The organism is Nonomuraea sp. NPDC005983, assembly GCF_040614375.1.
Taxonomy (GTDB): domain Bacteria; phylum Actinomycetota; class Actinomycetes; order Streptosporangiales; family Streptosporangiaceae; genus Nonomuraea.
Map to the genome: position 1 here is coordinate 15,498 of NZ_JBEXUP010000115.1, position 11,952 is coordinate 27,449.

General features: G+C 72.0%; 12 protein-coding genes. 2 read left to right on the forward strand and 10 right to left on the reverse strand.

The features are described from left to right. The first annotated feature begins 40 nt into the window (after positions 1 to 40). The gene (locus tag ABZ297_RS35345) at positions 41 to 1,345 is read left to right on the forward strand and encodes a polysaccharide biosynthesis C-terminal domain-containing protein (RefSeq protein WP_355355650.1); all 1,305 of its coding nucleotides are present in this window, start codon (positions 41 to 43) and stop codon (positions 1,343 to 1,345) included. Beyond that, positions 1,342 to 2,238 carry a sulfotransferase gene (locus tag ABZ297_RS35350; protein WP_355355652.1) on the forward strand — a complete coding sequence of 299 codons (897 nt, stop codon included), beginning with the start codon at positions 1,342 to 1,344 and terminating at the stop codon, positions 2,236 to 2,238. Before ABZ297_RS35345 ends, ABZ297_RS35350 begins: the two co-directional genes overlap by 4 nt. Here ABZ297_RS35350 and ABZ297_RS35355 read toward each other — a convergent pair. The 10 genes from ABZ297_RS35355 to ABZ297_RS35400 form a co-directional block, all read right to left on the reverse strand. Next, entirely contained in the window at positions 2,183 to 2,842 is a 660-nt protein-coding gene (locus ABZ297_RS35355) for a hypothetical protein (RefSeq protein WP_355355654.1), read from the reverse strand. The two genes, ABZ297_RS35350 and ABZ297_RS35355, sit on opposite strands and share 56 nt — an antisense overlap. A 166-nt stretch (positions 2,843 to 3,008) precedes the next feature. Continuing rightward, complete coding sequence (locus tag ABZ297_RS35360; RefSeq protein WP_355355656.1) at positions 3,009 to 4,013, reverse strand: WecB/TagA/CpsF family glycosyltransferase; 1,005 nt, start codon at positions 4,011 to 4,013, stop codon at positions 3,009 to 3,011. Beyond that, complete coding sequence (locus tag ABZ297_RS35365) at positions 4,010 to 4,960, reverse strand: glycosyltransferase family 2 protein (RefSeq protein ID WP_355355658.1); 951 nt, start codon at positions 4,958 to 4,960, stop codon at positions 4,010 to 4,012. Before ABZ297_RS35365 ends, ABZ297_RS35360 begins: the two co-directional genes overlap by 4 nt. Next, the gene (locus tag ABZ297_RS35370; RefSeq protein ID WP_355355660.1) at positions 4,957 to 5,844 is read right to left on the reverse strand and encodes a sulfotransferase; all 888 of its coding nucleotides are present in this window, start codon (positions 5,842 to 5,844) and stop codon (positions 4,957 to 4,959) included. Before ABZ297_RS35370 ends, ABZ297_RS35365 begins: the two co-directional genes overlap by 4 nt. Positions 5,845 to 5,927: 83 nt before the next feature. Next, positions 5,928 to 7,190 carry a sulfate adenylyltransferase subunit CysN gene (cysN, locus tag ABZ297_RS35375; RefSeq protein ID WP_355355662.1) on the reverse strand — a complete coding sequence of 421 codons (1,263 nt, stop codon included), beginning with the start codon at positions 7,188 to 7,190 and terminating at the stop codon, positions 5,928 to 5,930. Between the two features lie 2 nt (positions 7,191 to 7,192). Further along, positions 7,193 to 8,107 carry a sulfate adenylyltransferase subunit CysD gene (gene cysD / locus ABZ297_RS35380; protein ID WP_355355664.1) on the reverse strand — a complete coding sequence of 305 codons (915 nt, stop codon included), beginning with the start codon at positions 8,105 to 8,107 and terminating at the stop codon, positions 7,193 to 7,195. Positions 8,108 to 8,126: 19 nt separating this feature from the next. Next, entirely contained in the window at positions 8,127 to 8,891 is a 765-nt protein-coding gene (locus ABZ297_RS35385; RefSeq protein WP_355355666.1) for a 3'(2'),5'-bisphosphate nucleotidase CysQ, read from the reverse strand. Continuing rightward, positions 8,891 to 10,279, reverse strand: coding sequence for a sugar transferase (locus ABZ297_RS35390; RefSeq protein WP_355355672.1), 1,389 nt, complete (start codon positions 10,277 to 10,279; stop codon positions 8,891 to 8,893). The genes ABZ297_RS35385 and ABZ297_RS35390 overlap by 1 nt, the downstream gene beginning before the upstream one ends. A gap of 162 nt (positions 10,280 to 10,441) precedes the next feature. Continuing rightward, positions 10,442 to 11,026: an aminoacyl-tRNA hydrolase gene (gene pth, locus ABZ297_RS35395; RefSeq protein ID WP_355355668.1), complete on the reverse strand. Its 585-nt coding sequence runs from the start codon at positions 11,024 to 11,026 to the stop codon at positions 10,442 to 10,444. A 60-nt stretch (positions 11,027 to 11,086) separates the two neighbouring features. Continuing rightward, positions 11,087 to 11,710: a 50S ribosomal protein L25/general stress protein Ctc gene (locus ABZ297_RS35400; RefSeq protein WP_355355670.1), complete on the reverse strand. Its 624-nt coding sequence runs from the start codon at positions 11,708 to 11,710 to the stop codon at positions 11,087 to 11,089. Positions 11,711 to 11,952: the final 242 nt, after the last annotated feature.

Sequence of the window (11,952 nt, forward strand, 5' to 3'; positions counted from 1 at the left end):
CCTAGTCGTGAGGCCGCTCGGTGCGGGCCACCGTCGAATCGTGGCGGCGCTGGGTCCCGGCACTCGCCCGATCGCGGCGGCGCTGACGTCCAGCGGGCTGGGACAGGTCGCCAGGGGCGGGATCGCGGGGATCACGGGCGCCGCCGCCAGCGCCGTGGCGCAGTTCCTCCTGGTCGTGGTGGTGACCCGGGGCTTCACCGCCGAGCAGGCGGGCGTCTTCTTCACGGCGACCGCCCTCGTCCTGATGGCCGCCGGCGTCGCGAGGCTGGACGCGGGCAACGGCCTCATCTACTTCATCGCCCGCGCCAGAACCTACGGCTATCGCGGCATATCCGGATATATCCGGGCGGCACTGGTGCCGAGCGTGACGCTCGCCGTCGGCGCCGCCGCGGCGCTCCACCCACGGCTCGGCCCACTCGCCCTGGTGCTCCCCGTGATGGTCGCGGCCGACATCCTGCTCGCCGCCACGCGCGGCTTCGGCTCGATGCGTCCCACCGTGCTCCTCGACGGCGTGCTGCTGCCAGTCGCCCAGCTCGTGCTGGTGGCCGCCGCCGCCCTCGCCGCGTCGCCACGCTGGCTGCCGCTCGGCTGGGCGCTGCCGTACCTTCCGGTGCTCGCCCTGGCCGCGGCCTGCCTGCGCGCACGGCTGCCGCATACCCCGTACCTGACGGGAACCGGACGCGACCTGTGGCGCTACACCGCCCCCCGCTCGGCGGCGGGCGCGATCCAGGCCGTGTTCCAGCGGCTGGACGTGGTGATCGTCGCCCTGCTCGGCGGGCCCGTCCCAGCGGCCGTCTACACCGCCGCGACCCGGTTCAAGGTCGTCGGGCAGCTCGCCAACCAGGGGCTGGCACAGGCCGCGCAGCCGCGTCTGGTCAGGGCGCTGGCCAACGGCGAGCTGACACTGGCCTGCCAGCTGTACCAGGCCACCACGATCTGGCTGGTGCTGCTGACCTGGCCGGTCTGGCTCGGCTACGCCGCGCTGGCGCCCTGGCTGCTGGGGGTCTTCGGCCCGGCGTACGGCTCGGCCGTGCCGGTGGCGCTGGTGCTGGCCGCCACCATGATGGTGGCCACCGCCTGCGGCATGGTGGACGTCGTGCTCACCGCCGCCGGGCACACCACGCTCAGCCTGCTGAACCTGATCGCCGCGATCATCGTCACGGTCGCGCTCGACACGGCGCTGATCCCCGCGCAGGGCGCGCTCGGAGCGGTCCTCGGCTGGTCCGGCGGCGTGCTCGTGAAGAACCTGCTGCCGCTCTGGCAGCTCCACCAGCGCTACGGCCTGCTCCCCTTCGGACGTCACAGCCTGCCCGCACTCCGCCTGCGAACCCGGGCGGCGGCGTGACGATCCTGGTGACGGGCCTGCCCAGGAGCGGCACGAGCTGGACGGGCAAGATGCTGGCGGCGGGCGGCGGGCTGGTCTACGTCAACGAGCCGCTCAACCCGCAGCACCCGCCCGGACGCTGCCCCGGAGTCCTGCGCGCAGACGTGACGCACCGGTTCCAGTACATCTGCGAGGACAACTCCGCCGACTGGCTCCCCGCCTTCCGCGACACCGCCACCCTGCGCTACCGCTTCCTGCCCGAACTGCGCGCCAACCGCTCGCCGTACGACCTGGCCCGCATGCTCAGGTACGGCACCGCCTTCACCCTGGGACGGCTGACGCGACAGCGGGCACTGCTCGACGACCCCTTCGCGGTGCTGTCGGCGAGCTGGTTCGCCACCCGCCTGGGCTGCAAGGTGATCGCCCTGGTCCGCGACCCGGTGTCGTTCGTGGCGAGCTGGCAACGGCTCGGCTGGACGGTGTACTTCCACGAGCTGCTCGAACAGCCGCTGCTCGTCCGCGACCACCCGGAGCTGCTGGAGCTGCGCGCCCTGGTCGGCTCCCAGGACCGCGTCGCCAAGGCGGCGGCACTGTGGCGGGCGACCTCGCGGATCCTCTCCCGCACCCCCGGCATCCTGGTCACGTCCTACGAGGAGCTGGCCGCCGACCCCGTGCCCGGCTTCCGCCGGCTGTACGACTACGCGGCGCTGCCGTGGACGTCCCGCGCCGAGCGGCGGATCACCCGGGCCTGCACCGCCTCCGGCGACAAGGGGCACGCTTTCGCCTGGTCCGGCTGGTCGCGCACGGCCTTCCGGCCGATGGACTCGCGGCGGGCCCTGGAGGCGGCCTCGCGCGGTCTCACACCTGCGGAGGTCGCTCGCGTCCGCCGGTTGACGGCCGATTCCACGGCCTGAGGTGGGCCGGCAGGTCCACCGGCGCGCCCCGTCCGCGCAGCAGGAACCAGAGCAGCTTCGTCTGGACGATCGCCGCGATCACGAACGCGTACACGTACAGGAAGTAGTTGGCCAGGATCAGCGCCGGCACCGACAGCGGGAGCAGCGCGTAGACGAACACCGGGCTGAGGCTGTCGGTCATGTCGCCGGCCATGTCCACCACCCCGGCGGCGATGGCTCCCAGGGCGAACAGGCCGTAGCCGGTGGTCAGCCAGAACGCCATCCGGCCGCGCGGGTAGCGGTCCATAAGCTCGGCGATGGTCTCGTCCGAGGCCCAGGCGTGGCTTCCGGGGGTGCGGGGCCTGCCTCGTCCGTACCACCACAGCGGTCCGGCCTGCAGCAGGCCGCAGAGGGTCAGCGCCACCAGCGCCTCGCCGAACGACCGGACGTCGATGGACAGCGCCTTGGTCACCAGGCCCGCCGGGAAGGCGAGGATCGTCAGCAGCTCCTCGAAGATCCCGTCGCCCGTCCGGTCCAGCACGGCGGCCAGGGCGAGAGCCAGCAGCACCACGCAGTAGGCGGCGGCCAGCAGGCTGACGAAGCCGGCCCGCGTGAGCGTGGTCACCGTGACTCCCCGCGTGCGAGGCGGAGCGGCGACCCGCCTGTGGTGTCAGGCCTCAAGAGGAGACCTCCTCGGCGGTTCGTCGGGAACCCTCACGAGCGAGCGTGGGGAGGATGTCACTGCGGCACCCTACGAGCCCGTCAACGCCCCGAGAAGACCCAAATCCGCGTCACCGGATACGGCTCGCGAAGGCTCGGCGCATCAGGCATCCACCGAGCAGGCGGAGCGCGAACGGGAGGTCGTCGACGAGGTAGCGCCTGGCCAGCCGTCCGGGCTCGCTGAGCAGCCGGAACAGCCACTCCAGCCCGGCCCGCCGCATCCACAGGGGCGCCCTCGCCACCTGCCCGGCGGCGAACGCGATCGCCGCCCCGCAGCCCACGAACCACGCACCGGGCAGCTCGCGCCGCAACTCCTCGATCAGCCGCTCCTGGCGCGGGAAGCCGAGCCCCACGAACACCAGCCTCGGACGCGCCGCGGCCACCCGCCGCCGCACCCGCTCCAGCCCCGCACGACTCTCGTCGAACCGGTACGGCGGAGCCTCCACCCCGCACACCCTCAATCCGGGACACCGGCCCGCGAGCTCGCGCGCGGCGGCCACCGCCGCTCCCGGCGCCCCGCCCAGCAGGTACACCGGCCAGCCCCTGCTCGCGGCCATCGCGCTCAACGTCCAGATCAGGTCGGCCCCGGTCACCCTCTGGGGAAGCGGCGTGCCGAGCAACCGCGACGCCCAGACGAGCGGCATCCCGTCGGCGACCACGAGGTCGCCGGAGTTCACCAGCTCCCGCAGGGCGACGTCACGCGCGGCGGCCCGGCAGATGTCCACGTTGGGGGTGACGATCCGCCCGCCCCGCCCGCCGTCCAACTCCCCGCGCACCCACTCGACCACCTGCCACTCGGTGAGCGGGTCCACGCCGACCCCTCCGACGACCACCCGCGCGGCCCGCCCTCGACAGCCGTCCTCCACCGTGAGAACCGCCTCCGGCCCACCGGCGGCCTCCACCCTGAGAGCCACCCCTGACCCGCCGGTGGCCCGCGAACCGCCCGCCACCGTCCGACCTGCGGCGTTGCCCGCCGCACTGGACCCTTCGGCCAAGGCCGAGTTGGTGACTGCCTCCGGCCCCGGCGGCAGCTCCTTGACGGCCGTCGGGGTGCTTCGGGGGCGTGGCGGGTTCAAATGCCGTGCCCCCGGTCGTGGAGCAGGGTGAGAACTCTGGACGCGGAGACGAGGCCCGCCGCCACGGCGAGGGCGATGGGGGCACGGGGCTCGCCGAGGCGGGCGGTCAGAGCGCGGGCCGCCCAGCGGGCCGACTCGCGACGGTGGCCGAGGGCGGCGTGGTGGAAGGCGAGCTGGCCGTAGACGCGCGCCGCCCCCCGCGGGTCGGTGGACAGTTCAGGGTGACGCGCGAGCATCCATTCGAGCCCGGCGATGCGGTCGGCCCAGCAGGTGACGTAGTGGGACGCCCCCCAGCGGACGCGTACCAGCGGCTGGTCGACGTTGGCGATGGGCCGGCGCCTGGCGGCGCGCAGGGCGAGATCCCAGTCCTCGTTCTGGCCGCGTGGGGCGCTCTCGTCGACCCAGAGCGCGCCGCGCCTGAACAGGAACGTCGAGGAGTGCACCATCACCATGCGGGAGCGCACCAGATGGGCCACGGTCACCGTGTCAGTGCCCGCCAGCCTCGGTACCCGATGCGCCCCGTGCTCGACCTCGATGCCGCAGCTCGCGAACTCGGTGCCGCCGTCGAGGACGCGGGTCTGGGCGGCGAGCTTTCCGGGCAGCCACAGGTCGTCGTCGTCGCAGAAGGCCACCAGGTCAGTGTTGCAGGCGGCGATCCCGGTGTTGCGCGCGCCCGGCAGGCCGGGGCTCAACCGGTTCGGCAGCACCCGAACGTCCTGCCGCCCACCCGTGGCAGGCACGGGGGCGAGCCCGTCGGACACCTGCTCCGCGACCGTCTCGGGAGCGACGCCGTCGGCGACGACCACCACGAGGATCCGGCCCGGATACCGCTGCCCCAGCGCGGCCAGGACGGCCGCCCGGAGCTGCTCGGGACGGTTCCCCCTGGTCGGGATCACCACGCCCACGGACGGTGCAGCATCCCGCGGGGCACCGCGGCCATCGTTCATGCCGCCGCTCCTCCGTAGCCGTAGCGGGTGCTGAGGGGCCAGGTGAGGGCGGTGACCAGGCGCCGGTGGCGGCGGGGCAGGGCGGAGTGCCAGGCGTCGTCGCGGGCCAGTTCCACCGGGCCGACGGTGAAGCGCATCGGGTTGCCCGAGGCGGTGTGGGCGGTGGTGAGGTGGGCTGTGGGGCCGTCGAGGAACGACAGGTCGGGTTCGAGGCCGAGGGTGGTGGCCAGCGCCGTCAGCGTGGCACGCGGCGCGGCCAGCAGGTCCTCGTAACGGACGCGCGTCACCGGGGCCGGGAGGCGGTCGAAGGCGAGGTTCTGGGCGGTCCAGTGAAGTGCCGTGCGGGCCGCGCCCCAGCGGGTCATCGGGCGGCCGTCCTCGGGCCGCGCCACGGTCTTGCGCCAGGAGTGCGCGACGGCCTGCGGCGCCCTGACCACGTGCACGACGTGAACGCGCACCCCCGACTCCGCCAGGCAGTACGCGAGCGACGCGTGCTTGCTCGAGTCGATCACCACCGGCGCGCCCGCCGCCTCATAGACGCGGCGAAAGGCCCGGACGTACTCCCCCAGGTCGGGGTGGCCGATGCGGGGAATCCGGCGGGTGCGGTCGACCCGGTGCCGCAGCGACAGCATCCGCTCGGCCAAGGCCGGTGGCCAGCCGCCGAAGGCCCGCTCGCCGACCCCCCGCCAGAACGGGCAGTCGGGGAACGGGCGGCCGCACCCGCACGGCTCGCCGGCCAGGACTCCCCTGGCCCACAGGTGGACCACCTCGCCGAGGGGCGCCACCCCGGGCAGCTGCCCGAGCAGCCTCTCCAGCAGCGTGGTGCCGCTGCGGCCGAGGCCGCCCAGGAAGACGACCCTGGTGGCGGGCGAACGATCGGTCACGGCAGAGCCCTCACGTCGCGAATACGGAACGTGGAGACTCTAGCGCGGAGAGTAATCAGACGGTCACGGAATCGACAAAGGATCTACCGCGCCTCGGTGATCATCCCGGCGCCCACGGTGCCGTTGGTGGCCTCGTCCACGAGGATGAAGCCGCCGGTCAGCCTGTTACGCGCGTAGTCGTCGACGAACAGCGGCTGGGTGACCCTCAGTGACACGCGGCCGATCTCGTTGAGCCCCAGTGCCGTGGCGGCCTCGTCCCTGTGCAGGGTGTTGACGTCCAGCCGGTAGTGCAGGTCGCGGACGAGCGCGCGGGCCGTCCGGGTGGTGTGCTTGATCGTCAGCTTGGTACGCGGCGTCAGCTTCACCGTGTCGGACATCCAGCAGACCATGGCGTCGAGTTCCTGGGTCACCTGCGGCTGGTTGTTCGGACGGGCGATCATGTCGCCACGGGAGATGTCGAGATCGTCCTCGAAGCGGAGGGTGACCGACATGGGCGGGAACGCCTCCTCCACCGGCCCGTCGAACGTGTCGATCGCGGCGATTCTGGTGGCGAGCCCCGACGGCAGGTGCACCACCTCGTCGCCGGGCTTGAGCACGCCGCCGGCGACCTGGCCCGCGTAGCCGCGGTAGTCGTGGAAGGCGTGGTCGGTGGCCCGCTGGGGGCGGATCACGTACTGCACGGGGAAGCGCACGTCGACCAGGTTGCGGTCGGACGCGATGTGCACGTTCTCCAGGTGGTGCAGCAGCGACGAGCCGTTGTACCAGGGCATGTTCTCGGAGCGCGACACCACGTTGTCGCCGTTCAGCGCGGAGATCGGGATGAAGGTCAGGTCGGCCACGTTCAGCTTCGAGGCGAACGCGGTGAACTCCTCGCGGATCTCCTCGAAACGCTCCTCGGAGTAGTCGACCAGGTCCATCTTGTTGACTGCGAGCACCAGGTGCGGGACCCGGAGCAGCGAGGTCAGGAAGGCGTGCCGTCGCGACTGCTCCAGCACGCCCTTGCGGGCGTCGATCAGGATGATCGCCAGGTCGGCCGTGGAGGCGCCGGTGACCATGTTGCGGGTGTACTGAATGTGCCCGGGCGTGTCGGCGATGATGAACTTCCGGCGCGGGGTGGCGAAGTAGCGGTAGGCCACGTCGATCGTGATGCCCTGCTCGCGCTCCGCCCGCAGCCCGTCGGTGAGCAGTGACAGGTCGGTGTACTCGGTGCCGCGGTCGCGCGAGGTGCGCTCGACGGCCTCCAGCTGGTCCTCGAAGATCGCCTTGGAGTCGAAGAGCAGGCGCCCGATCAGGGTGGACTTGCCGTCGTCGACGCTTCCCGCCGTAGCGAAACGCAGAATGTCCATCGTTAGAAGTAGCCCTCCCGCTTGCGGTCCTCCATGGCGGCCTCAGAGGCGCGGTCGTCGGCCCTGGTGGCCCCCCGCTCGGTGATCCGGGTGGCCGCGATCTCCTCGATGATCTCCTCCACGGTGGCGGCCGTGGACGTCACCGCGCCCGTGCAGGTCATGTCGCCGACGGTGCGGTAACGGACGACGGCCTCGAACAGCGCCTCGTCGTCGGCACGCCGGACGACATCGGAGTCGGGGAGCAGCATCCCGTCGCGCTCGAAGACCTTGCGCGTGTGGGAGAAGTAGATCGACGGGATCTCGATGCCCTCGCGCCGGATGTAGTCCCAGATGTCGAGCTCGGTCCAGTTCGACAGCGGGAACACCCGGATGTGCTCGCCCTTACGGATGCGCGCGTTGTAGAGGTTCCACAGCTCCGGCCGCTGGTTCTTCGGATCCCACTGACCGAAGTCGTCGCGGAAGGAGAACACCCGCTCCTTGGCCCGCGCCTTCTCCTCGTCGCGGCGGGCGCCGCCGAAGACGGCGTCGAACTCGTGCTCCTCGATCGCGTCGAGCAGCGTGGTGGTCTGCAGCCGGTTGCGCGAGGCCCGGCGACCGGTCTCCTCGACCACCCGCCCCGCGTCGATGGACGCCTGGACGCTGGCCACGATCAGACGCGCGCCGAGTTCCTGGGAGCGGCGGTCGCGGAACTCGATGACCTCGTCGAAGTTGTGCCCGGTGTCGACATGCATCAACGGCAACGGGATCGGCGCCGGCCAGAACGCCTTCTCCGCGATGCGGAGCATGACGATGGAGTCCTTGCCGCCGGAGAAGAGCAGACACGGACGCTCGAACTCCGCGGCCACTTCGCGCATGATGTGAATGGCTTCGGCTTCGAGTACGTCGAGCTGCGACGTCGTGTAGTCGCGCTGGAGCATGAGACGCTTCCTCCGGCGGTTAGCGGTTCAGGTCCCGAATACCGGCGAGCAGGGATGACGCCAGTTCCGGTAGGGAAACCAGGATATCTGGTAGTGACGGGTCGGCTTGGTTGTAGGCCAAAGGCGAGCCGTCAATGCGGCTGGCGTGCGCTCCAGCGGCCTGCGCCACCGCGACGGGCGCGGCGGAATCCCATTCGAACTGGCCGCCCGCGTGCACGTACGCCTCGACCTCGCCGGTGAGCACGGCCGAGATCTTGGCCCCGGCCGACCCGATGGGCACCAGGTCGGCGCCGACGAGGTAGGCCAGCTTCTGCACGAACTCGGGCGGCCTGCTGCGGCTCACCGCGATGCGGAACCTGCCCTTGTCGTAGGCGGGCAGCGTGGGCGGTTCCGCGGTACTCAGCGTGCGTCCCTGCGCGGGCAGCGCCACCGCGCCCGCGCTCAGCGCGCCGCGTTCCCACAGCGCCACGTGCACGGCCCAGTCGGGGCGCCCCTCCTCCGCGAACTCGCGGGTGCCGTCGAGCGGGTCGACGATCCACACCCGTGTGGCGCTCTGCCTGCGCGGGTCGAGCCGCTCCTCGCGGGTGGCCTCCTCCGACAGCACGCAGTCGCTCGGCCGCAACCGGGCCAGGGACTCCATCAGGAAGAGGTGGGAACTGCGATCGCCCTCGGCCCGCAACCCGGCCGGATCGCCGAACCCCAGGCGGGTGCGGACTCTCAGCAGCCGCTCACCTGCCTCCGTCGCCAAATCAGCCGCGAGCGCATGGTCGTCGCGAATCGTCATCAATAAGCTCCTTGCCCGCGGGCGACGGCCGACCAGGTTTTCCACAAGATCTGGAGGTCGAGGGTGAGGGACCAGTTCTCCACGTAACGCAGGTCGAGCCGGACGGATTCCTCCCACGACAGATCCGATCTGCCGCTCACCTGCCACAGCCCGGTCAGACCCGGCCGAACGAGCAGCCTGCGGCGCACGTCGTCGCCGTAGCGGGCGACCTCTTCCGGCAGCGGCGGGCGCGGCCCGACCAGCGACATATGGCCGCGCACCACGTTGATGAGCTGGGGCAGCTCGTCGAGGGAGTGCCGCCGCATCAGCGTGCCGAGCGGGGTCACGCGAGGGTCGTTGCGGACCTTGAACAGCATGCCGTCGCCGTCGCTGACCAGGGTGATCTTCTGGTGCTCGGCGTTGCGGCGCATGGTGCGGAACTTCACCATCGTGAACAGCTCGCCGTCGCGGCCGACCCTGGTCTGCCTGAACAGCGCGGGCCCCGGGCTGGTCATCCGGACGGCCAGCGCCAGCCCGACCAGCAGCGGCGCCAGCAGCACCAGCAGCCCGGCCGCCACCACCCGGTCGAAGACGTTCTTGACGAGCTGCCTGGCCCCGGTCAGCTCGGGGTGCTCGACGTGCAGCAGCGGCAGCCCGGCGGCGGGCCTGATCGTCGTGCGCGGCCCGGCCACCTCCATCAGCGCGGGGGCGACCACCAGTTCGGTCTGGGTGCGCTCCAGCCGCCAGGCCAGCCGCCGCAGCGCCAGGCCGTCCATCTCGGGGCAGGCGAGGACGGCGACGGTGTCGGCCGCGAACTGGTCGACCACCAGCGGGATGTCGCTGAAGTCACCTGCGACGGGCACGTCGCCGACGCTCTCGCCGGGCGCGTCCTCGGGCAGGCAGGCGGCCACGACGTCCATGCCGTGGTAGCGCTCCCTGCGGAAGAGCTGCACCAGCTCCGCGACGGAGGCCGCGTGGCCCACCGCGACCACCCTGCGCATGCACGCGCCTCCGGCCCTGCGGCGGTGCAGCGCGCGGCGCAGGGCGTACCTGAACGTCAGGGTCAGCAGCGTGACCAGCGGCAGTGCGAGGACCACGTAGCCGCGGGCGACGTCGGCCTTGGTCAGGTACGAGCCGATGGCCATGGCGGCGGTCAGGGCCACGCCGCACTGCACGACGCGACGGAACTCTTCCGACCCGATGCCGATCATGCGCGCCTCGTAGGCGCGGTTGAGCGCCACCGCGCACACCCACACGACCGGCAGGGCCGCGCTGAGCAGCACGTACGGCAGCGCGTACGCGGTCAGCTCCCGGAACCTGAGAAAGAAGGCGAGAGCCGCGCCGAGCCCCCCGCCCGCGAGATCGGCGAGCAGTGCATGGACCCGGTACGACCGCACCCAGTGAGGCATGCGAGGGCTGACCCGCCGGCCAGCGGGAATGCCGGATGTGACGACGGTCAACAACGCCTCGCCGTGGCGCACGCACCCTCCACGTGACCATGGGACAACGGACAGTCACCAGATGGTAGCGGTACGGAGCCACCCCCGTGCGCGAACGGCTCTATGCGATGGTCAGCGAGGAGGGCCGGAAATCTTGAGGTCCGCCCGGTGATATTCGTTCTGGGTGGCTTCGAGGCCACGCTCCATGAGCGACTCGACCACGTCGGCCGCCCGGTCGACGAGGAAGGGCAGGTCCTTGCGCTCGGCGGTGCCGAAGTCCTTCAGCACGAAGGCGGCGGGGTCCATGCGGCCGGGCGGGCGGCCGATGCCGAAGCGGACCCGCAGGTAGTCGCGGGTGCCGAGCACCTTGGTGATGGACTTCAGCCCGTTGTGCCCGTTGTCGCCGCCGGCGAACTTGGCGCGGAGCGCGCCGTACGGGACGTCCAGCTCGTCGTGGACGACGATCAGTCGTTCAGGCCCGAGCTTGTAGAAGTCGGCCAGCGCCTTGACGGGCCCGCCCGACAGGTTCATGTACGTGAGCGGCTTGGCCAGCACCGCGGCGCGCGTCTCCAGCACCTCGGCCCGGCTCTTGTGCGCCTTGAACCGCCCGCCGGCCCTGGCGGCCAGCTCGTCGAGCGCCATGAAGCCGGCGTTGTGCCTGTTGCCCGCATACTCGGGCCCCGGATTGCCCAGCCCGACGATCAGCCAGCGGTCCATGCGTTCCCCTCAACCCGAACGGGGCAGCCCATGGCTGCCCCGTCGGTGAACAGCGGTGCGTTACTCGGCGGCGGCCTCGGCGGCCTCGCCCTCGGCGGCGGCCGCGACCTCGCCCTCGGCGGCCTCTTCCTCCTCGGCCGGAGCCTCGACCGGCTTGCCGATGACGTGCAGGACCACGGCGTCGGCGTCGGCGGCCAGGGTGGCGCCCTGGGGCAGCTTCAGCTCGCCGGCGGTGATCGAGGTGCCGACCGTGAGGCCCTCGACGTCGACCTCGACGCCGGTCGGGATGTGGGTGGCCTCGGCCTCCACGGCGATCTGGACGAGCTGCAGGTCGAGCAGGCCCTCGGAGTTGACGTCGCCGACCGTGGTGACCGGGATCTCGACCGTGACCTTCTCGCCGCGCTTGACCAGGAGCAGGTCGACGTGCTCGACGAAGCCCTTGATCGGGTCGCGCTGGACGCCCTTGGGCAGTGCCAGCTCGTCGACGTCGTCGCCCTTGAGGCGGATCAGCACGTTGGGCGTGCGGAGCGCGAGGAGGAGCTCGTGACCCGGCAGGGTCAGGTGCTTGGGGTCGATGCCGTGGCCGTAGAGGACGGCGGGGACCTTGTCGGCGCGGCGGATCTTGCGAGCGGCGCCCTTGCCGAACTCCGTGCGCGACTCGGCGGCGATGCGAACTTCAGACACGACATCTCCTAGGGATGCGGGATCGGATTCTTGAGCGCTCCCCCTCACCCGCCCTAGCGGAAGGCGTTACGAGCGCAACCCGTCAAGTCTACCGGCTCGGGGGGGGGGGTGCCCCCCCCCCGTTGCCCCAGCCCCCCCCACCCCCCGGGCCGCGCGGGGGGGGGGGCGGGGGGGGGGGGGGGGCCCACCGGGTGGTGGTCGGCCTCGGGCTCCCACGGCACGCGCGGGTCGGCGTCGATGAG

What these genes read in the sequence shown, in the direction of transcription:
- ABZ297_RS35365 (WP_355355658.1), bottom strand. Translation starts at nt 4,960, where the DNA reads ATGAACGATGGCCGCGGTGCCCCGCGGGATGCTGCACCGTCCGTGGGC.
- cysN (WP_355355662.1), bottom strand. Translation starts at nt 7,190, where the DNA reads ATGGACATTCTGCGTTTCGCTACGGCGGGAAGCGTCGACGACGGCAAG.
- cysD (WP_355355664.1), bottom strand. Translation starts at nt 8,107, where the DNA reads ATGCTCCAGCGCGACTACACGACGTCGCAGCTCGACGTACTCGAAGCC.
- ABZ297_RS35385 (WP_355355666.1), bottom strand. Translation starts at nt 8,891, where the DNA reads ATGACGATTCGCGACGACCATGCGCTCGCGGCTGATTTGGCGACGGAG.
- ABZ297_RS35390 (WP_355355672.1), bottom strand. Translation starts at nt 10,279, where the DNA reads ATGCCTCACTGGGTGCGGTCGTACCGGGTCCATGCACTGCTCGCCGAT.
- pth (WP_355355668.1), bottom strand. Translation starts at nt 11,026, where the DNA reads ATGGACCGCTGGCTGATCGTCGGGCTGGGCAATCCGGGGCCCGAGTAT.